Below are 18239 nucleotides of genomic sequence, written 5' to 3' on the forward strand. Positions count from 1 at the left end.
TGCCTCCCTGGGTTTTGGTCCGTGAGATTTCAGTTTAGGCAGCGCCAGCCGGGCCATTCTCTCGAATTGTCACATCACGCTTTGGGGTAGAGGATCATCTGCGTGCAGCGGAACAGGGCGATGGCTTTGCCGGTCGCCTTGTTGGTCACCGTTGCATCCCACACCTGCGTGGTGCGGCCGTCGTGCACCATGCGGGCGGAGACGGCGATCGTACCTTCGCGCGCGGTGCCGAGGTGGTTCGCCTTCAGTTCGATCGTGGTGAAATTCTGGGCGCCTTCCGGCAGGTTGGCGATGCAGCCGAAGCCGCAGGCTGTGTCGGCCAGGGTGACGACCGTGCCGGCATGCAGGTAGCCGTTCGGCGCAAGATGGTGCTGGACGATGTCGATTTCCGCCTGCAATTCGCCTTCCGCGGCGCCGGTGACGCGCACGCCAAGGTGGCCGGTCAGGTTGTTGTGAGTGAGTTGGTTGAGTTTTTCGAGGTCGAACTTCATCAGGCTTGTCTCCGTTTACAGATAAAGGATCATAGCAGCCGGAAACAGGGTATGCTTACGCATGCGCGACCTGCCCCACAAGGGCCCGGTCTGCAGGCAAGACCAGAAGCTCAAAAGGTGGATTCAACCGATTAACTTACGGAGAATGACCTATGAACGAACGAGAGCAACTGTCTGCCATCGTGCAGCGCATGGAAGTGAAGCTGACGCAGGGCCACCAGGAAGATTGGGCCCGCCTGCTGCACCGCGCCCGCACGCTGAGCGCCTTCGATTGCTCGGCCGCCAAGGGCGAGATCCTGCATTATTTCGGCGGCGCCGGCTCGATCAGCGATCTTCAGCTTGATGAAGAATTCAGCGAACTGCGCACCCAGCTCTACACCCTCTGCTACGGCAAGCACACCACGCATTGAAGCGCAGGACTGTCCGCCTGCTGTTCCTGGCCTGGGCCCTGGTTTCGACGGGCTGGCTGGCCAACTCGTTCCGGACGCGCGGCGTCGATCCGGCGCTGCTGCGCGGCAGCGTCGATGCCGAAGAATCCCTTAGCCTCCCGCCGCGCGCTTCGGGCGCCACGTCTGGATTGCTATTCTTTTGCGGCTCGGGCGTCGCGGCGGAGGCCTATGTCCCGATGCTGCGCCAGGTTGCCGATGCCGGCTATCCCGTTGTGATCATCAAGCTGCCGTTGCGCTTCGCCCCGCTCGACAGCAGCAAGGATGAGGCTTTGGCGAGGGCGCATCGGGCCATGGCGGCCCATGCCGATGTCCGGCGCTGGACTATCTCCGGCCATTCGCTGGGCGCCGCGCTGGCGGCCCGGCTGGCCTACCAGGAGCCGGCGCTCCCGGCCGCGCTGGTCCTGGTTGGCACCACCCATCCCAAGCAGGAGGATCTCTCCAAACTGCCTTTTCCCGTTACGAAGGTCTTTGCGTCCAACGATGGCGTGGCGCGCATCGGCGACGTGATGCATAACAAGCCGCTGCTGCCGGCGCAAACGCGCTGGGTGGAAATCAAGGGCGGCAACCATTCGCAGTTTGGACATTACGGCCACCAGTTGCTCGATGGCGAGGCGGCGATCAGCCGGGAGGCGCAGCAGGCGGTCGTCGTGCAAGCGCTGCTTGCTGCTCTCAAGCCCAGTTGATGGGGTCTTTGCCTTGCTGCGCCAGGTAAGCGTTGGCGCGCGAGAAGGGGCGGCTGCCGAAGAAACCCTTATGCGCTGAGAAGGGCGAAGGGTGGGGCGAGGTGATGACCAGGTGCTTGCGCGGGTCGATCAGGGCGCGCTTGGCGATGGCATAGCTGCCCCACAGGATGAAGACCAGGCCGTCGCGGCCGGCCGACAGGCGCTTGATGGCGCTGTCGGTGAAATTTTCCCAGCCCTTGCCGGCGTGCGAGCCTGCTTCGCGGGCGCGCACTGTCAGCACGCAGTTCAAGAGGAACACGCCTTGGCCAGCCCAGTCGGACAAGTCGGTGCGCTGGCGCGCCACACCCAGGTCGGTTTGCAGTTCCTGGAAGATGTTCTGCAGGCTCGGTTGCGGGCGATTGCCGTCGGGGACGGAGAAGCAGAAGCCCATGGCGGCGCCGGGCGTGTGGTAAGGGTCCTGGCCGAGGATCACCACTTTCACGTCGTCGAACGGCGTCAGGTCGAATGCGCGGAAAATATTGCGGCCGGCGGGGAAGCATTGGCGCTCGGCGTATTCGGTACGTACGAAACTGGTTAGCGATTGCCAGTAAGGCTGCGCGAATTCTTCTTCCAGTTGGGCTTTCCAGCTTGGTTCAATGCGGACGGTCATATCGAAATCTTATCATCCTGCGGCAGGCCTATACTGGCGCAATGGAATCGCATCCGAACCTGTTTGCCCATGCCGTGGCTGCAGCACCGGTCAATATCCGGCGCACTGCGCGGTTTGGCGAGGCGTTCGAGGCCATCGCCCGGAATTGCCTGGCGCAGGTCCGTGGCAACTTGCCGGGCGTGCTGGCGGGGGACGTAGAAAGCCTGCACCAGATGCGGATCGGCGTCCGGCGTTTGCGCGCGTTCCTGTCGGCAGCACAGTCCTGGGATCCGATGCCGGTGGGGACCGCTGGCAAACTGCGCTGGTTTGGCGTTGAGCTGGGCCGGACGCGCAACTGGGACGTCTTCCTTGAGTCGACCTTGCCCAGCCTTGGCGGTTCGTCCGAACCGGTGGAGGCGATGGCGCGAGAGCTGGCTGCGAAGCAGCGCGCCCACATCCAGCATTTGCTGCATGGTGCACGCTGCAAGGCGCTCATGGACGAACTGGCACTATGGAGCGGGGAACGCCTGTGGCGTGATCCGGCTCGCATACAGCCTTGGGACAAGGATGCGCGCAAGGTGGCGCGGTCCTTGCTGCGGCAGGCGCGCGAGCGGGTCAGGAAGCGCATCCGCCGGCTTGACGCAGCGCAGCCCAGCAGCTTGCACCGGCTGCGCATCGCAGTGAAGAAGGAGCGCTATATGCGCGAGTTCTTCAACATGAATGCACGCGCGCAGGTACTGTCCGACGCGCAGGAATTGCTGGGCAAGCTGAACGACGGCCGTGTTGCACGCGACCTGCTGCGCACCCTGCAGGATCACTTGCCCAGGCATGCGGCCGAACTGTCGTTCCTGGAGGGCTTGCTGGCGGAGCGGCAGGAGCATGAGATGCCGAAGGCCTTGCGTTTCGCCCGCCGCAAACTCTAGTCGTCCAGGCCTTTGCCGGCCAGGATCTGCGGCATGCATTTCTCGACGCGCGACTGGCGGGTCTTGGATTGCTTGGCGGAGGAGAAGTGCAGCAGGTAGCCGCGCTGGCGGCCCGGCGTCAGGCCGTAGAAGGCTTCCGCCAGTGCTGGATGCTCGTCGAGCTTTTGCAGGAATTCGTCGGCCATCGGGAAGTCTTCGGTCTTGCGGAATTCGACCTTGGCGCCCGACTTTTCCAGCTCGATCGCTTCTTCGACGTAGGCCTTGATGATTTTTGCCTGCCGCTTGATGTCGGCGAGGCCGGTGAAGCGGAGCTGGCGCCCTGCTTGAACGTTGGCAGTCTGCCGCACCAGGATGTTTTCCGGATCCTGCATCAGGGAGCCCTTGAAGAACAGAAGCGCGCAGTATTCCTTGAAGCCGTGGATCAGGACCACGTTCTGGTCATTGTAGGTAAAGCACGCGCAACCCCATTTCGTCTCCTCGGCCAAATGCGTGGAGAGAACGATCTTGCGCAGTGCTTCGAATTCCTCGTGCCATTTATGCTCAGCCATTCTTGCCTCCCGTTGTTATTAGGTCGGCAATATACTACTTCAGAATGGCTGATTCGGCTCAGGCCTGTTCCAGGACGTTGTGGGCCTGGACGTCGGCGTGGTACGAGGAACGCACCATGGCGCCAACCGCGGCGTGGGCGAAGCCCATTTCGTAGGCTTTTTCTTCGAACATCTTGAATACGTCCGGGTGCACGTAACGGCGCACCGGCAGGTGGCTGTTGGACGGCGCCAGGTACTGGCCGATGGTCAGCATGTCGATGTCGTGCGCGCGCATGTCGCGCATCACTTCCAGGATCTCTTCGTCGGTCTCGCCCAGGCCGACCATCAGGCCGGACTTGGTCTTGACGTGCGGGTAGCGTGCCTTGAAGTCTTTCAGCAGGGTCAGCGAGTGCTGGTAGTCGGCGCCCGGACGGGCTTCCTTGTACAGGCGAGGCACGGTTTCCAGGTTGTGGTTCATCACGTCCGGCAAGCCGTCGGCGAAGATGTCCAGCGCCTTTTCCAGGCGACCGCGGAAGTCGGGCACCAGCACTTCAATCTGGGTCTTGGGCGACAGTTCCTTAGTCTTGGTGATGCACTCGACGAAGTGGCCGGCGCCGCCGTCGCGCAGGTCGTCGCGGTCCACCGAGGTGATCACCACGTAGGACAGGCGCAGCTTGGCGATGGTGTTGGCCAGGTTGATCGGCTCCTGGGTGTCCAGCGGGTCCGGACGGCCGTGGCCCACGTCGCAGAACGGGCAGCGGCGGGTGCACTTGTCACCCATGATCATGAAGGTAGCAGTACCCTTGCCGAAGCATTCGCCGATGTTCGGGCAGCTCGCTTCTTCGCACACGGTCACCAGCTTGTTCTCGCGCAGGATGTCCTTGATCTCGTAGAAGCGGGAGGAATGCGATGCCGCTTTGACGCGGATCCACTCCGGCTTCTTCAGGCGCTCGGCCTGTTCGATCGGGATGATCTTGATCGGGATGCGGGAGGTCTTGTCGGCGCCTTTTTGCTTGTCGCTTGGGTTGTAAGTCATGGCTGCTTTGCTTTCAAGTTAATTCAGGTTCGGCCACCTGCAGCTGGTTGACCAGCTCATTGGCCAGTGCCTGCTGGACATCGGCCAGCGGGACATCCACGCCCATCGAACGCATGTCGATGGTTTCCAGGCCTGCGTAACCGCAGGGATTGATCCAGGTGAAGGGGGCCAGGTCCATGCCCACGTTCAGCGATACGCCGTGGTAGGTGCAGCCGTTGCCGCGCACCTTCAATCCGAGGGCGGCGATCTTGGCGCCTTTTTTCGGGCCGTTGGCGATGTAGATGCCGGGCGCGCCTTCAACGCGCTCGCCGGCGAGATTATACGCGGCCAGCACATTGATGATCGCTTCCTCGATCTTGTTGACGAACTGGCGGGCATACAGCTTGCCGCCTTTCTTGTTGCGGCGCAGGTCCATCATCAGGTAGATCACGACCTGGCCGGGGCCGTGGTAAGTCACCTCGCCGCCGCGGTCGGTCTGCACCGTGGGAATCGAGGTGGCGCCGGCCAGCAGGTGGCCGCGGTCGGCACCCAGGCCCAGCGTATAGACGGGCGGGTGCTCGACGATCCACAGTTCGTCGGGCGTGTCTTCCTGGCGCGCGTCGGTGAAGGCGCGCATCGCTGCGAAAGTTGGTTCGTATTCGGCTTGGCCGAGATGGCGGATGACCGCCGGCTGAATAGGCATAAGGCCGCCATTATACCTTTCCAGCCTTGGCGCTGCTTAATGACTAGGCAGTTTTATGCCGATTTCCTTAGCCTGTCATCAGGTTGATGTTCTTTAGCCAATCTTGCAAGGACGGTCGTTGCGACTGGAAGATAACGTAATCCTTCAGCTTTTGCGGCACCGGGTCGCCATTCATCACCAGGCGGCTCAGCATGATGGCCAGGTCGGTATCGGCAATGCACCAGCTGCCAAACAGGTAATCGCCGTTGACCAGGCGTCCGGCCAGTTGCATTAGCTTGTTCGCTGCCGCCTGGGCGGCCGGGGACAGTGGGGGCTCGGGCTGTTCGGCTCGCTTGTAGAACACGGTATAGGTGCTGCGGTCTTCCCTCAGCGCCTGCAGGTCGCTGCGAATCCAGGCCTGGATTTGGCGCGCGATCGCACGTTTCTCAGGGCGGACCGGGTACAAGCTGGGGTATTGCGGCGCGGGATATATCTCTTCCAGGTATTCAGTGATGGCACTCGACTCGGTGAGCATGAAGTCATCATGCACCAGGCATGGCACGCGGCCAGTCAGGGCCTTGTCGGTGAATGATGGTTCCTTGTTCTGGCCGGCGTCCAGGTTCACAGTCTCCAGCTCGAAGTCGAGGCCTTTTTCGCGCAGGGCGACGTAGGCGGAAATGGCGTAAGGACTGACAAATTGACTGTCCACATACAGTTTGAGACTCATGGCGGCGTTCCGGCTTGGTAAAGTTATTTATTTACATAATATTTGCTTGCCTCATGCTAGCCAAAACGATATATTTTCAACCGTCTTGCTAATTTTTTTCACATGCGAATTCCCAATCTTTCTGCCTTGCGCGCTTTTGAGGCGGCAGTGCGCCACGGAAATTTCTCGCGGGCGGCGGCAGAGTTGTGCCTGACGCATGGCGCGATCAGCCATCAGATCCGCGGCTTGGAGCAGGAATTGGAGGTGCCGCTGTTTGTGCGCCATGGGCGGCGCGTGACACCGACAGAGGAGGCACGGCAATACGCAGCCACCGTGGCGCGCTGCCTGGCAGAGCTGGCCAACGGCGCCGCCCAGCTGCGGCCGCAGCAAGGGTTGCAGCGCTTGAGCGTGACCTCCATCCCCTCCTTTGCCGCACGCTGGCTGGCGCCTCGGCTGGGACGGTTTATAGAACAGCACCCGGAAATCGAAGTCGTGCTACAGCTCGGCCAGCAGTTGCAAGACCTGGCGCGCGACGGGATCGATATCGGCATCCGCTTCGGACGCGGCAGGTATCCGGGGCTCGAAACGGTCCACCTGAGCAGCGAAATCCTTTATCCAGTAGTAAGTCCTCGCTATCGCGATGGCGACCTGCCGGCCTGCCCGCAGGATTTGGCGCGCGCCACGCTGCTGCGATCAGAGGACGCCTGGACGCCGTGGTTCCAGGCAGCCGGACTCAGCCTACCGGAGCCCGCCGGCGGTGTCATGTTCGAGGACTTGTCGATGCAGGTCCGTTCCGCCGTCGACGGCGACGGGGTGGCGCTGGTGCGTCATCTGGTGGCAATGGAGGAGATTGCTGCGGGACGCCTGGTGCGGCTGTTCGATATCGCCACGCCTTGCGCGTATGAGTACTACCTGGCGAGTCCGCCGCACGTCCTGCAGAAACCGCAGGTGCGGGCGTTCCGCGAGTGGCTGAAGGCGGAAATCGCCCGCAGCCAGCTTCTTAAAGCACCATCTTGACCATCGGGTGGCCGGACAGCGCGCGGTAAATATTGTCCAGCTGCTCGCGGCTGGTGGCGCGCACGGTGCAGGTCAGGCTGGTGTAATTCCCTTTTGCCGACGGACGCGATTCCAGCTTCCCTTCGTGGAAAGTCGGGTCGTGCTCGACCACTACCTCGATAATCGTGGTGGCGAAGGCGTCGTGGGTGGCGCCCATCACCTTGATCGGGAAGTCGCTCGGGTACTCAATGAGGGACTCTTCAGGCGAGATGGGTTTCATCATGATTTTTCCAATCTTGTAACAACAAAAAAAAGACCCGGCGCGGTGCGAGTGCGCCGGGTTCCATTTTACATCGTTACCTATATGGCCCCTGAGGGCCACTTTTCAAGGTCAGGCGGCTTCTGGCGCCTTGTTCGACAGGCGCTGCAGGCGTTCCAGGGCCGATTCGCTGCCGTTGGCCGGGTTGGTCACCGATTTGCGGATCGCTTCGATTTCTGCGGCCTGGTCGTAAGGGCGCTGGCCGATGTCGGAGACGATCTTCATGCCTTCGGCTTCGTTGGCGATCGACTGGGCGCGCTTGGTCAGCGCGTTCAGCGCGCTGGTATTGCCGCGCATGCCGGACAGGTTGGCCAGCTGGCTCTGGCGCTCGGCGCGCACTTGCTGCAGGTCGCGCTGGGCCTTGGCCTGGGCCAGGGCTTGCATCGCCTTTTTCGCGGCGGCATCGAAGTCGGCCAGCTGCTGCGACAGGGCGTCGACGATCTTCTGCAGTTCTTCCATATAGGCCTGGGCGTCGGCTTCTTCCTGGATTTCCTGCGGCAGGCGACCTTTGTTGGCTTCCAGCTCGTCGCAGAACAGGTTGATCGTCGCTTCCGAAATCTGGCCGGCGGCCAGGCGTTCGGCAAGGGTACCGGTGGCTTTTTCGTCGGTTTCGATCAGTTTGCGCAGGCGGACCACGTCGTCGCGCTCCTTATTGAAGGCGGCGCGGGCTTGGGCCAGCTTCTGGGCGGCGCTGCGCAGGGTGTCGGCCAGGCGGTCGCGGTCGGCCTCGGTCGCCGTTTCCGGGTCAAAACTGGCGATGGCTTCCGACACGCGGTCGCCCAGGGCGCCAAAGTGCTTGGAAATCAGTCGTGCAGTCAGGGCCCAGCCATTCGAGTTGCTCATTTTTGCTTCCTTTCAGTTAAGTTCAATTCACCAATGCGGCGGTCGTTATTGGATGACCAGCCGTTCCTGCTCCACCGGAATTCCCACTACGAAGTCGACGTGAATTCCGCGTTTCCTTGCATCGCCGTTCACGCTCTGGAGGATCTCCGTCGTGACCAGCAGGTATTCCTTGCTGCCGTCGCCCAGTTGCCGGGCGTAGGGCATGAAGTACAGCTCTTGTTTCAGGCCCTGCATGCCGCTGGCTTCGTCGATGCGGGTTTCGGTGCCCGTGAAGGGCGGGACGAAACCGGCATTCGGGTCGCCAACATCGCGCTCGAAGTCCAGCGCTTCCTGCTCGCCGAAGGCGGTGGCCAGCACTGCGCTGTCCGCGCCGCTTTCCTCCAGCTGGCTGCGCCACAGGCTGAATTGCAGGTCGCCAAGGCCGCAGCCATCTGCGCCAGTGAAGGCGTCCTGGTCTTCCGCCGTGGTGGGGATGAAGCGCACCAGCTGCGTGCAGTACAGGATTTCCTTCACCTCGCCGTGCTCGTCCACATAAAGCTGGAGGAACTTTTCGCGCTCGTCCTCGTCGCCCTTAGCCAGGTAGTAGCGGTACAGGCGGCCGGCCATCGACAGCTTGAACTGCGAAATGGCGAGGATCCGGCTGTCTTCCGCTTCCGGCAACGCGACCAGGGAACCGTTGGCGTTGGCGCGCAGCAGGGGCGACGCTTGCAGGTTCACCACGCTGCCGATCCGGGCTGCCAGCGGCAGGCCGCGGTCTTCCGGCTGCGGCGCGTCGCTGTCGACGCCGCGGCGCTTGGCGCCGCTGCGCAGGTAATCGATGGCGTCTTTCCAGCCCATTCCTTAGTTCCTTTCAAACGAGTAGTTAGCGTTCTTTTTCACTTCCTGCGCCGCGGCCATCATCCTGAAGGCTTTCCAGGCCAGCCACACCAGGCCGCCGATCAGCAAGGCGACTGCCAGTTTGGCCAGGGTGCTCGATTCGTGGGCGGCTGGTTTGGCGGCCGGGGCTTGTACTTGCTGCTGGCGGGCGGTCTCGACAACAGCACCAGCAATGTCGCTCGCGCCGGCGGCATCGGCCATGGCACCGGTATTGCCGCTGACGTCACCCTGGACGGTTGGCGCCGGTGCCGGGGCTGGCTGAGCAGCAGGAGCAGGGGCCGGAGCCGCATGGCCGCTGGCTGCGCGGCCCAGCATGAAGCCGCCGATGCCCCACAGCCAGCCGTTGCTGCTGTCGCGGACGATTACGGGCGCCGGCGCACTGGTCGAACCGCTGTTCGGGGCGCCGTGCTGGGCAAAGGCGCCGTTGCTGTAGCCGCCATTTCCGCCGCTGCGGCCACCAGGAACGACCGGATCAAGCGGAGGCAGCGGAGGCGTGGTCCCGGTGCGGGAGGCCGTGGAGCTGCCGAAGCTGCCGGGCGCCGGCTGGCCAGTAGCGGCCGCACGCCGCGTGTCATAGGTGCGCATCGCCTGGTCCTGGGCGGCGCGGCGGTCGAGGTCACGGGACATCGCCGAATCGCGTTGTTGCGTGCGTGCCGCAGCAGGCGGCTGCGACTGGCGCTGGCCAAAGGTGCCGAAGCTTGGCTTGCTCGGGGTGCTGACGCTGCGCGAAACCGTGCTGCGGCTCGAGGAAAAGCCGCTGCGGTATGAGCCGCTTGGGCGGGCATCGGCCGTGTTGGCGACTACAATTGCCACCACGATTGCCATGATGGCCGCGAAGCGAGTGCGCTTGAACATGAAATTCACCGTTGTCAGGTAGTTAAACTTTCGATGAAAATCAGCATATCTTTCAAACAATCCGACTGCATCGGTAAAAAAAGGCCAGCTTCACCATGACTAAGAAATACCTGGACATGAACCAGCACGACGCGCTTTACAAGGTGGCGCGTACCTATCCCGGCGGCATTGAGGCGCTTGCCCAGCAAATGGGCATTTCGGCCAACGTGCTGCGCAATAAGCTGGCGCCGACCATCGCTTCGCATTACCCCTCGTTCGAGGAGGTTTCAACGATCGTGGACCTGTGCCACAAGGCTGGCGTGCATGAAGCCATGTTGCCGCTGCACGCGCTGCTAACGCGGCATGGCATGGCGGCCTTCATCGTCCCTATCCCCGATGAGGTGAGCAATGACGACCTGTCGCAGACGGTGTGCAAGGTGATGGCCCAGGTGGGCGCGGTGGCGGAGGCGGTGTCCGAGGCGCTGATCGATGGCAAGGTGACGGAGGCGGAGGCCGACCTGATCGAGCGGGAGTTCCACGGCGCGCTGTCGGCGTTGGGCGAGTGGCGCGAGCGCATTCGCCAGCGGGCGAAAATCGGCAAATAAAAAAGCCAGCCAGGCCTGTTGGCCGGCTGGCTAAGACTCATTCTTCCGTGGGGGCGAAATAGTCGGGACAAGGCGCGCAGCTTATCCTTGTTTCGCTACCCCTTCATGACATCGCTTTAACGGCGCTCTTCTTCCCGGCGATCTTCGCCGCGACGTTCACGCACTTCACGGCGCTGCTGCTGTTGCTGCTGTTGCTGTTGCGGCTGTTGTTGATGTTGCTGCTGCGGCTGCATTTGGGGTTGCATTTGCGGCTGTGGTTGCGGCTGGGCCTGCTGCGGTGGTGGCGACATCTGCGGCGGGCGGGCCGGGGCCATCTGCATCTGCGGCGGTGCGTCGCGGCGGCCACGGTCTTCCCGGGCCTCGCGGTCCCCTCCGCCGAAGCGCGGCTCATGGCGCGGTTGCTCCACGCGTTGCGGCTGCGGCTGCGGTATTTGCGGCGGCGCTGCTTGCAGTTGCGGCGGCTGCTGGGTCGCCGTAATGATGCCTGGGCGGCGCTGCTCTTCCCGCATATTGCGGCCGCGCCAATTGTCGCGCTCGTCATTATCGGTACGGGTCCAGTTCTGGCGCGGCTGCTGTGGCGGCGTCGTCAGCTGCTGAGGTTGCTGCGGCTGGGTTTGCAGCAACTGCTGGCGTTGCTGTTCCTGGCGCTCAGGGCCACGCAGGTCCGGGCCGCGTTCGGCACGACGCTCCCAGTTACGGTCGCGATTGAAGCGGTCGTCGCGGTCACGGTTGAAGCGATCTTCACGGCTCGGCGGCGGTTCCTGGCGTTGCGGACGCTGCAAGCTGGAAGCCAAGACCGGCGGCGCGGTCATGATCGGCACGTTGCGCACGTCCTGCGGCGTGACGCGCGCTCCGTTGTTCACCGGAATATGGCGGCCACGCCCCCACTGGTCGCTCGGCAAGGCGGTCACGCCATCGCGGCGGCCATCGTGGTTGCGGTCCTGGTAGCGCTCGTGCCAGCGCTCGTTGGTGCGGTGATTCCACACGAGGCGGCGCTCGAAATCGGACGATACGCGGTAAGCCGGCACATAGCGGTCGCGCGGGCTCAGCGGGTACCAGCCAACGGCGGGACCGGAACGGCCCGAGCCGAAGCTTACGCTCCAGTTATTGCCGCCGACCCAGCCCACCAACGCGGGCGACCATACTGCGCGGCCAATGACGCGTCCCGGCGTCCAGCACCAGCGACCGCTGACCACGACCCAGCGGCCATAGTGGAACGGTGCATAACCCCAGGGCGAGTTATCGACCCAGGTCCAGCCCCATGGCGAAATCCAGACCCAGCGGCCGTCACGATAGGGCGCCCAGCCGACCGGCACCGCGCGCGGGAACCAGACGGTGCCGTATTCGCGGTCTTCCACCCAGTTGCCGTAATTATCCAGGTCTTCGTAGCCGGTCATGTCAGCCGGCACGTAGCGCGAAGCGACCATGCCTTCGTCGCGGCGGTCGCGGTTGGCGACCCAGTTGTCGAAATCATCACGCCGCGCAAGCGCGGTAAAGATGTCGTCGCCGCGTACTTCCACGCGTTTTCCGGACCGGGCGGTCAGCATGGTGCCGGCGCCTTCAACGCGGGCATTGCCGGCGAAGACGTTGACCACGGTGGTGTCGGGAGCGCGCTCCGTGTCGACCCGGAAGGAGCCGGGTTCGGTGAGCGTAATGCGGGCTTGCGGCGTGAGGAATTCGAATTCATTGAGCATGGCCGGATCGCGCACGCGCACGGCGGCGGTGCCGTAGTTCAGGCGCAGCACCAGGCGCTCGTCATCCAGTTCCTGCACCTCGAGGTCGGTGTCGCCGTCCAGGCGGATGGCGGTGGAGCCGACGCGGAATTCCGCACGGGCGCCAGACGCGGTCGTCAGGTGGTTTTCGCTGGTGACCGGCCAGTTCATCAGGTTGCCGGATTCTTCTTCGCCGTTGACGAGCATGGTCACCCTGCCTTCGGTAACCGTCACCCGTCCCACCCGGGCGGGCGGATCGGCCATGGCAACCGAGGTCACTGCGACTAGCGCTGCCAGCGCCAGGAACTGCACTATCTTGCGGCTCATTCTATCTCTCCAAGGGAACGTCTGCGGCGTTTTTGTTTTTATATAACGCCTGAGCCCCCTTGGCGAGGACGCAAGTTACAAATAATTTCAAATGGGGGTAAAACGCTGCACCTGCTTGCCATCCACTTCGATGATTTCGAAGAAAACTTCGCGCGGGCGGCACCAGATGGAGCCGTTGGCGGCCTTGTACACGATCATTGTGCTGAGGTCGGATTCCAGCGTGGCTTCGCACACCAGATCGTAGATGCCGCCCTTGTAATGCCGGAACTGGGTGGTCATGCCTGTGCCGCTCCCCGCTTGACGAAGAACAGGGCGCCGCCGATAAACATCAGAAGACCACCAAATACGCGATTTTGCACCTTGATGGCAGAAGATTCGCGGAAGAAGCGCTGCATCGACGAGGCCAGGAAGGCGTAGCTGTGCATCACCACCAGGTCGATCACGCACATGGTTGCGGCCAGGATGGCCAATTGCGGCAGAAGCGGAGCATGCTGGTTGATGAACTGCGGCAGCACCGCCACCATGAAGATGATGCCTTTCGGGTTGGTGGCATTGGTCAGGAAGCCGATCATCACGCGCTTGCGGAAGGTCGGCAGCGCCTGGCGGGCGGCATGTACGCCTTCGCCGGCGGCGACTTTGGCGCGCCACTGGCTGATGCCCAGCCAGATCAGGTACAACGCGCCTACCGTCTTCACCACGCTGAAGGCGACCTCAGAGGCGATCAGCAGGGAGCCGACACCCGCGCCGGCAATCGCCAGCACCAGCAGCAAGCCCAGTTGCAGGCCGAGGATGGTGGCGGAAGTACGCTTCACGCCATAGGACAAACCATGCGACATTGACAACACCGCGCCGGAACCAGGCGACACGGCAATGATGCAGGCAGCGATGACAAAGGTGATCCAGGTGGTGAAAGTCATGACCGATTACCGACGAATAAAGAGTTCATTGTAGCGTTGAAGATGCCCGCTGGCTGCGGCGGCGTGTTAGATTGTCGATCCTGTAATTTTTCTTTGGAGTTATACGAAATGGCCGGTTCCAGCCTGCTTGCACTGATCGACGATATTGCCACCATCCTGGACGACGTGGCTGCCATGAGCAAAGTGGCAGCCAAGAAGACCGCGGGTGTGCTGGGCGACGACCTGGCGCTGAATGCGCAGCAGGTCGCAGGCGTGCAAGCCGACCGTGAACTGCCTGTTGTCTGGGCAGTAGCGAAGGGTTCGATGATCAACAAGGCGATCCTGGTGCCTGCTGCGCTGGCGATCAGCTACTTCGCGCCATGGGCGATTACGCCCCTGCTGATGCTGGGCGGCGCCTACTTGTGCTTTGAAGGTTTCGAGAAGATTGCCCACAAGTTCCTGCATTCGCCGGCGGAAGATGAGCAGCACCACAAGGAACTGGTGGATGCGAACCAGAGTGTTGACCTGGTGGCAATGGAAAAGGAAAAGGTCAAGGGCGCCGTGCGTACCGACTTCATCCTGTCGGCCGAGATTATCGTAATCGCCCTGGGCACCGTGGCGGCCGCCAGCTTCTTGCAACAGGTGACGGTGCTGGTTGGCATCGCCATCGTGATGACCGTGGGCGTATATGGCCTGGTGGGCGCCATCGTGAAGATGGACGACGCCGGCCTGTACCTTACCAAGCGTGCCGGTGCCGCCGTGCAGGCGATCGGCCGTTTCCTGCTGACTGCGGCGCCCAAGCTGATGAAATTCCTGTCGGTTGCCGGTACGGTCGCGATGTTCATGGTCGGTGGCGGCATCCTGACCCACGGTATTCCTGGCGCGCATGACGTGATCCATCACGCTGCCGAAGCTGCCGGTTCGGTGGGCGGCGTTGGTCCCCTGCTGGCTGCCATTACCCCGTCCGCGCTGGATACCATTGGCGGCGTGATCGCCGGCGCTATCGTGTTGGCGGTCGTCACCATCGGCAGCAAACTGTTGAGCGTGGTCAAGCGCTAAGCATTGGCCCGGCGGCACACTGTCATTTTTAACAAGGAGAATCCGATGTCGACCCATAACCGACCTTCCGGCGCGTTTGTTGGCGCCTCCTGGACCGCCCTGCTGCTGGGCGCCGGCGCCTTCCTGGCCGGCCTGTGGAATGCCCAGATGGCGCTGAACGAGAAAGGGTACTACCTGACCTTGCTGCTGTACGGCCTGTTCGCCGCCGTATCGCTGCAGAAGTCGGTGCGCGACAAAGTGGAAGGCATTCGCGTGTCGAATATGTACTTCGGCCTGTGCTGGATTTCCACCGCGTCCGCTATCCTGCTGCTGGGGGTCGGTCTGTGGAATGCCAACCTGGCGCTCAGCGAAAAAGGCTTTTACGGCATGGCTTTTGCCCTGAGCCTGTTTGCCGCCGTCGCAGTGCAAAAGAACGTTCGTGACAGTTCGGCAATCCAGGCAGAAGTGGCCTGACCGGCCAACCCTGCCAGATTTGATCTACATCATTAAAAAAGCGCGCTCAAGTCCCTAGACTGTTCCCTGTGATCTTGCGTTATAGCAAGAAAGTCAACAGGGAGCGCGCGATGCGTAAGAATTTACCGGTAACCAATCAGGAAGTAGAACTGGACGAAGACCAGGCGATCGTCTCCAAGACTGACCTGGAAGGCAATATCGTCTACGTAAATCCTTACTTCGAGCACATCAGCGGCTTCTCCGCTGCGGAGCTGATTGGCCAGCCGCAAAACATCATCCGCCACCCGGACATGCCGCCGGAAGCGTTTGCCGACCTGTGGCAAACCATCCGCGCCGGCATTCCCTGGACCGGCCTGGTGAAAAACCGCTGCAAGAACGGCGATTTCTACTGGGTCAAAGCGAATATCACCCCGATCAAGGAAAACGGCCGCACCATCGGCTACATGTCGGTGCGCACCAAGGCCGAACGCGGCCAGATCGCGGCCGCGACCGAGGCCTACCGCAAGATCATTGCCGGTGCCCGCAATATCCGCATCAAGAATGGCCAGATCGTGCGCCTGGGCCTGTCGAACGTGCTGGCACGCCTGAGCCATGTGTCGCTGGCCATGCGCATCTGGCTGGCCACCAGCGTGGTCAACGTGCTGCAGATCGCGGTCTGCATCGCTGCACTGTTCGCCGATGGCACCAGCGACGTGACGCGCTGGGGCATCTTTGGCGCCACGGCCTTTGGCTTCCTGATCAACGTCTTCCTGTGGTACACGCTGCGCACCGGCATGCTGCAGCCGCTGGGCCGCGCGCTCGATGGCGCGCGCCTGATCGCGGCCGGCGACCTGACCGGCTCCTTCGACACCGACAGCACCGACGAAGTGGGCCAGTTGCTGCGCGCCCTGCAGCAGATGAATAACAACCTGATCGCCACCATTCGCGACGTGCGCTTCAATATCGATGCGATGGCCGTGGCGACCAAGCAGATTGCCGCCGGCAATGCCGACCTGGCCGGCCGCACCGAATCGCAGGCAGCGAGCCTGGAAAAGACCGCTTCCAGCATCGAGGAATTCTCTTCGACCGTGAAGGCCAATGCCGAGAACTCGATGGAAGCGAACGCGTTGGCAGTCAGCGCTTCCGGCGTAGCGGTGCAAGGCGGCGAGATCGTGTCCGAAGTGATTGCGACCATGGACGAGATCAACTCCTCGTCCCGGCGCGTGGTCGACATCATTGGCCTGATCGAAGGCATCGCCTTCCAGACCAATATCCTGGCGCTGAACGCCGCGGTCGAAGCGGCACGCGCCGGTGAGCAGGGCCGCGGCTTCGCCGTGGTGGCTGGCGAAGTGCGCAACCTGGCGCAGCGCTCCTCCGCTGCCGCCAAGGACATCAAGCAGCTGATCGAAATCTCGGTGGAGAAGGTCAGCACCGGCATGGAACGTGCGCAACGCGCCGGCGCCACCATGGACCAAGTGGTGAACTCGGTCAAGCAGGTCACCACCATCATGCACGAGATTTCCACCGCCTCCCGCGAGCAGAGCATCGGCGTCGACCAGGTCAACCAGGCCGTCAACCACATGGACCAGGTGACGCAGCAGAACGCCGGCCTGGTCGAAGAGGCCGCCGCAGCGGCGGTCAGCCTGGCCGACGAAGCCGGCCACCTGCGCGACGCCTTCAGCCTGTTCAAATTTGAACGCACCCGTCATGCGCGCCTGACGGCTGTCAATTCGGCACGCGGCGCGCAGCCAACCCGTAAGGCGCCCAAACGCCTCGCAGCCTGATACCGAACGAGAAAATCATGAATACCATTGCAGAACCAACCGTACAGTTTGATGCAGAGCTGATCAGCCGCATGAGCACTTCCGGCCCGCGCTACACTTCGTACCCGACCGCCGACCGCTTCAAGCCGGACTTCAGCTACTCCAGCTTCCTCGAGGCGCAAGCCAACCTGCGCATGCGCGGGGCGCGTGCACCGCTCTCGCTGTACGTCCATATCCCTTTCTGCAACGTGGTCTGCTACTACTGCGCCTGCAACAAGGTGGTGACCAAGGACCGCAGCAAGGCCGTCACCTACCTTGGCTACCTGAAGCAGGAAATCGATATGCAGGGCAAGCTGTTCGCGGGCATGAACCGCGTGGAGCAGCTCCACTTCGGCGGCGGCACCCCGACCTACCTGGATGACGACCAGATGGGCGAGTTGCTGGCGCACATGCGCAAGCACTTCGAATTCGCACCGGATGAAGAGGGCGAGTACTCGATCGAGATCGACCCGCGCACCGTCGACGCTGAACGTATCCACACGCTGCGCAAGCAGGGCTTCAACCGCGTCAGCATGGGCGTGCAGGACTTCGATCCTGACGTGCAGAAGGCCGTCAACCGCATCCAGCCTGCCGAGGAAACCCTGGCCGTGATCCAGGCAGCGCGCGACGCGGGCTTCCGCTCAATCAGCGTGGACCTGATCTACGGCCTGCCAAAGCAAAGCATGACCACCATGCAGGCAACGATGGACAAGGTGATCGAGGCCAATCCCGACCGCATCGCGCTGTACAACTACGCGCACATGCCGCACCTGTTCAAGCCGCAGCGCCGTATTGCGGAAGACGAGCTGCCAACGCCGGCCGTGAAGCTGGATATGCTGGCCCTGTGCATCGATCGCCTGACCAAGGCCGGCTACGTCTACATCGGCATGGACCATTTCGCCAAGCCGGACGACGACCTGGCCGTGGCACAGCGCCAGGGCCGCCTGCATCGCAACTTCCAGGGTTACTCGACCCACGCCGAAACCGACCTGGTGGCGCTGGGCGTGTCTGCCATCAGCTCGGTGAACGGCACCTACAGCCAGAACGAGAAAACGCTGGACGAATACTACGCGCGCCTGGACGAAGGCCGCCTGCCGATCGCACGCGGCTACGCGATGGACAACGACGACCTGCTGCGCCGCATGGTGATCCAGATGCTGATGTGTAACTTCGAGCTGTCGATCTCGGCGCTGGAACTCGGTTATCCGATCCGCTTCAAGCAGTACTTCGCCAAGGAGCTGGAAAAGCTGCGCGAGTTCGAGCGCGACGGCTTGCTGGCGATCGAAGACGACTGGATTTCCGTAACGCCCAAGGGTCGCCTGCTGATCCGCAATATCTGCATGGTGTTCGACCGCCACCTGACTGCCGACCGTGCTGCAGGAACGGCGCCGGGACAAGTGCATCCGCTGCGCTTCTCGCGCACGATTTGAGGAG

The 18239-nt window shown here is 62.6% G+C and carries 22 protein-coding genes; 9 read left to right on the plus strand and 13 right to left on the minus strand.

Annotated features, from left to right (window positions below; genetic code table 11):
* Positions 1-74: 74 nt before the first annotated feature.
* Positions 75-491 carry a PaaI family thioesterase gene (locus ACN9MW_RS01175; RefSeq protein WP_426166773.1) on the minus strand — a complete coding sequence of 139 codons (417 nt, stop codon included), beginning with the start codon at positions 489-491 and terminating at the stop codon, positions 75-77.
* Positions 492-643: 152 nt separating this feature from the next.
* On the opposite strand from ACN9MW_RS01175, the gene ACN9MW_RS01180 reads away from it, so the two are divergent.
* The gene (locus ACN9MW_RS01180; protein WP_426166775.1) at positions 644-901 is read left to right on the plus strand and encodes a DUF6966 domain-containing protein; all 258 of its coding nucleotides are present in this window, start codon (positions 644-646) and stop codon (positions 899-901) included.
* Complete coding sequence (locus tag ACN9MW_RS01185; RefSeq protein ID WP_426166777.1) at positions 898-1623, plus strand: alpha/beta hydrolase; 726 nt, start codon at positions 898-900, stop codon at positions 1621-1623. The genes ACN9MW_RS01180 and ACN9MW_RS01185 overlap by 4 nt, the downstream gene beginning before the upstream one ends.
* Here the strand turns inward: ACN9MW_RS01185 and ACN9MW_RS01190 are convergent.
* The gene (locus tag ACN9MW_RS01190; RefSeq protein WP_426166779.1) at positions 1610-2272 is read right to left on the minus strand and encodes a uracil-DNA glycosylase; all 663 of its coding nucleotides are present in this window, start codon (positions 2270-2272) and stop codon (positions 1610-1612) included. The genes ACN9MW_RS01185 and ACN9MW_RS01190 overlap by 14 nt on opposite strands.
* 41 nt (positions 2273-2313) lie before the next feature.
* Between ACN9MW_RS01190 and ACN9MW_RS01195 the strand changes: the two genes are divergently transcribed.
* The gene (locus ACN9MW_RS01195) at positions 2314-3174 is read left to right on the plus strand and encodes a CHAD domain-containing protein (protein ID WP_426166781.1); all 861 of its coding nucleotides are present in this window, start codon (positions 2314-2316) and stop codon (positions 3172-3174) included.
* Here the strand turns inward: ACN9MW_RS01195 and ACN9MW_RS01200 are convergent.
* From ACN9MW_RS01200 to yfcF, 4 genes are all read right to left on the minus strand, one after another.
* Positions 3171-3722 (minus strand): YdeI/OmpD-associated family protein, encoded by a 552-nt coding sequence (locus ACN9MW_RS01200; protein WP_426166783.1) that lies wholly within the window; start codon positions 3720-3722, stop codon positions 3171-3173. The two genes, ACN9MW_RS01195 and ACN9MW_RS01200, sit on opposite strands and share 4 nt — an antisense overlap.
* Positions 3723-3780: 58 nt before the next feature.
* On the minus strand, positions 3781-4737 hold the full coding sequence (lipA, locus tag ACN9MW_RS01205) for a lipoyl synthase (protein ID WP_057265523.1): 957 nt from the start codon (positions 4735-4737) through the stop codon (positions 3781-3783).
* 13 nt (positions 4738-4750) lie between these two features.
* Complete coding sequence (gene lipB, locus ACN9MW_RS01210; protein ID WP_426166785.1) at positions 4751-5419, minus strand: lipoyl(octanoyl) transferase LipB; 669 nt, start codon at positions 5417-5419, stop codon at positions 4751-4753.
* Between the two features lie 67 nt (positions 5420-5486).
* Positions 5487-6125, minus strand: a complete 639-nt coding sequence (gene yfcF / locus ACN9MW_RS01215) for a glutathione transferase (RefSeq protein ID WP_426166787.1) — start codon at positions 6123-6125, stop codon at positions 5487-5489.
* A gap of 102 nt (positions 6126-6227) precedes the next feature.
* On the opposite strand from yfcF, the gene gcvA reads away from it, so the two are divergent.
* Positions 6228-7121: a transcriptional regulator GcvA gene (gcvA, locus tag ACN9MW_RS01220; RefSeq protein WP_426166789.1), complete on the plus strand. Its 894-nt coding sequence runs from the start codon at positions 6228-6230 to the stop codon at positions 7119-7121.
* On the opposite strand, the gene ACN9MW_RS01225 is transcribed toward gcvA, so the two are convergent.
* From ACN9MW_RS01225 to ACN9MW_RS01240, 4 genes are all read right to left on the minus strand, one after another.
* Positions 7105-7380, minus strand: a complete 276-nt coding sequence (locus ACN9MW_RS01225) for an HP0495 family protein (RefSeq protein WP_426172354.1) — start codon at positions 7378-7380, stop codon at positions 7105-7107. The two genes, gcvA and ACN9MW_RS01225, sit on opposite strands and share 17 nt — an antisense overlap.
* Positions 7381-7491: 111 nt before the next feature.
* On the minus strand, positions 7492-8262 hold the full coding sequence (locus ACN9MW_RS01230; protein WP_426166791.1) for a hypothetical protein: 771 nt from the start codon (positions 8260-8262) through the stop codon (positions 7492-7494).
* 45 nt (positions 8263-8307) lie between these two features.
* Positions 8308-9099 carry a DUF2491 family protein gene (locus ACN9MW_RS01235; RefSeq protein ID WP_426166793.1) on the minus strand — a complete coding sequence of 264 codons (792 nt, stop codon included), beginning with the start codon at positions 9097-9099 and terminating at the stop codon, positions 8308-8310.
* Positions 9100-9102: 3 nt separating this feature from the next.
* A complete protein-coding gene (locus ACN9MW_RS01240) occupies positions 9103-9993 on the minus strand; it encodes a hypothetical protein (RefSeq protein ID WP_426166795.1) in 891 nt (296 codons plus the stop codon).
* A 95-nt stretch (positions 9994-10088) separates the two neighbouring features.
* Between ACN9MW_RS01240 and ACN9MW_RS01245 the strand changes: the two genes are divergently transcribed.
* Positions 10089-10577: a phage regulatory CII family protein gene (locus ACN9MW_RS01245; RefSeq protein WP_426166797.1), complete on the plus strand. Its 489-nt coding sequence runs from the start codon at positions 10089-10091 to the stop codon at positions 10575-10577.
* Between the two features lie 116 nt (positions 10578-10693).
* Here the strand turns inward: ACN9MW_RS01245 and ACN9MW_RS01250 are convergent, their stop codons facing one another.
* The 3 genes from ACN9MW_RS01250 to ACN9MW_RS01260 form a co-directional block, all read right to left on the minus strand.
* Complete coding sequence (locus ACN9MW_RS01250) at positions 10694-12616, minus strand: DUF6600 domain-containing protein (protein WP_426166799.1); 1923 nt, start codon at positions 12614-12616, stop codon at positions 10694-10696.
* An 87-nt stretch (positions 12617-12703) separates the two neighbouring features.
* Positions 12704-12895, minus strand: a complete 192-nt coding sequence (locus ACN9MW_RS01255) for a DUF1653 domain-containing protein (protein WP_426166801.1) — start codon at positions 12893-12895, stop codon at positions 12704-12706.
* Positions 12892-13533, minus strand: a complete 642-nt coding sequence (locus ACN9MW_RS01260) for a LysE family transporter (RefSeq protein ID WP_426166803.1) — start codon at positions 13531-13533, stop codon at positions 12892-12894. The genes ACN9MW_RS01255 and ACN9MW_RS01260 overlap by 4 nt, the downstream gene beginning before the upstream one ends.
* Positions 13534-13641: 108 nt before the next feature.
* On the opposite strand from ACN9MW_RS01260, the gene ACN9MW_RS01265 reads away from it, so the two are divergent.
* From ACN9MW_RS01265 to hemN, 4 genes are all read left to right on the plus strand, one after another.
* Complete coding sequence (locus ACN9MW_RS01265; protein ID WP_426166805.1) at positions 13642-14571, plus strand: DUF808 domain-containing protein; 930 nt, start codon at positions 13642-13644, stop codon at positions 14569-14571.
* Between the two features lie 45 nt (positions 14572-14616).
* Positions 14617-15024 carry an inner membrane protein YiaA gene (gene yiaA / locus ACN9MW_RS01270; RefSeq protein ID WP_426166807.1) on the plus strand — a complete coding sequence of 136 codons (408 nt, stop codon included), beginning with the start codon at positions 14617-14619 and terminating at the stop codon, positions 15022-15024.
* A gap of 110 nt (positions 15025-15134) precedes the next feature.
* Positions 15135-16787 (plus strand): methyl-accepting chemotaxis protein, encoded by a 1653-nt coding sequence (locus ACN9MW_RS01275; protein WP_426166809.1) that lies wholly within the window; start codon positions 15135-15137, stop codon positions 16785-16787.
* Between the two features lie 17 nt (positions 16788-16804).
* The gene (gene hemN / locus ACN9MW_RS01280) at positions 16805-18235 is read left to right on the plus strand and encodes an oxygen-independent coproporphyrinogen III oxidase (protein WP_426166811.1); all 1431 of its coding nucleotides are present in this window, start codon (positions 16805-16807) and stop codon (positions 18233-18235) included.
* The last annotated feature ends 4 nt before the right edge of the window (positions 18236-18239 follow it).

Source organism: Pseudoduganella sp. R-34 (assembly GCF_049904655.1).
Classification (GTDB): Bacteria; Pseudomonadota; Gammaproteobacteria; order Burkholderiales; family Burkholderiaceae_D; genus Rugamonas.

Coding starts and splice junctions, on each gene's coding strand:
- ACN9MW_RS01175 (WP_426166773.1), bottom strand. CDS start 491: ATGAAGTTCGACCTCGAAAAACTCAACCAACTCACTCACAACAACCTG.
- ACN9MW_RS01180 (WP_426166775.1), top strand. CDS start 644: ATGAACGAACGAGAGCAACTGTCTGCCATCGTGCAGCGCATGGAAGTG.
- ACN9MW_RS01190 (WP_426166779.1), bottom strand. CDS start 2,272: ATGACCGTCCGCATTGAACCAAGCTGGAAAGCCCAACTGGAAGAAGAA.
- ACN9MW_RS01195 (WP_426166781.1), top strand. CDS start 2,314: ATGGAATCGCATCCGAACCTGTTTGCCCATGCCGTGGCTGCAGCACCG.
- ACN9MW_RS01200 (WP_426166783.1), bottom strand. CDS start 3,722: ATGGCTGAGCATAAATGGCACGAGGAATTCGAAGCACTGCGCAAGATC.
- lipA (WP_057265523.1), bottom strand. CDS start 4,737: ATGACTTACAACCCAAGCGACAAGCAAAAAGGCGCCGACAAGACCTCC.
- lipB (WP_426166785.1), bottom strand. CDS start 5,419: ATGCCTATTCAGCCGGCGGTCATCCGCCATCTCGGCCAAGCCGAATAC.
- yfcF (WP_426166787.1), bottom strand. CDS start 6,125: ATGAGTCTCAAACTGTATGTGGACAGTCAATTTGTCAGTCCTTACGCC.
- gcvA (WP_426166789.1), top strand. CDS start 6,228: ATGCGAATTCCCAATCTTTCTGCCTTGCGCGCTTTTGAGGCGGCAGTG.
- ACN9MW_RS01225 (WP_426172354.1), bottom strand. CDS start 7,380: ATGAAACCCATCTCGCCTGAAGAGTCCCTCATTGAGTACCCGAGCGAC.
- ACN9MW_RS01230 (WP_426166791.1), bottom strand. CDS start 8,262: ATGAGCAACTCGAATGGCTGGGCCCTGACTGCACGACTGATTTCCAAG.
- ACN9MW_RS01235 (WP_426166793.1), bottom strand. CDS start 9,099: ATGGGCTGGAAAGACGCCATCGATTACCTGCGCAGCGGCGCCAAGCGC.
- ACN9MW_RS01240 (WP_426166795.1), bottom strand. CDS start 9,993: ATGTTCAAGCGCACTCGCTTCGCGGCCATCATGGCAATCGTGGTGGCA.
- ACN9MW_RS01245 (WP_426166797.1), top strand. CDS start 10,089: ATGACTAAGAAATACCTGGACATGAACCAGCACGACGCGCTTTACAAG.
- ACN9MW_RS01250 (WP_426166799.1), bottom strand. CDS start 12,616: ATGAGCCGCAAGATAGTGCAGTTCCTGGCGCTGGCAGCGCTAGTCGCA.
- ACN9MW_RS01255 (WP_426166801.1), bottom strand. CDS start 12,895: ATGACCACCCAGTTCCGGCATTACAAGGGCGGCATCTACGATCTGGTG.
- ACN9MW_RS01260 (WP_426166803.1), bottom strand. CDS start 13,533: ATGACTTTCACCACCTGGATCACCTTTGTCATCGCTGCCTGCATCATT.
- ACN9MW_RS01265 (WP_426166805.1), top strand. CDS start 13,642: ATGGCCGGTTCCAGCCTGCTTGCACTGATCGACGATATTGCCACCATC.
- yiaA (WP_426166807.1), top strand. CDS start 14,617: ATGTCGACCCATAACCGACCTTCCGGCGCGTTTGTTGGCGCCTCCTGG.
- ACN9MW_RS01275 (WP_426166809.1), top strand. CDS start 15,135: ATGCGTAAGAATTTACCGGTAACCAATCAGGAAGTAGAACTGGACGAA.
- hemN (WP_426166811.1), top strand. CDS start 16,805: ATGAATACCATTGCAGAACCAACCGTACAGTTTGATGCAGAGCTGATC.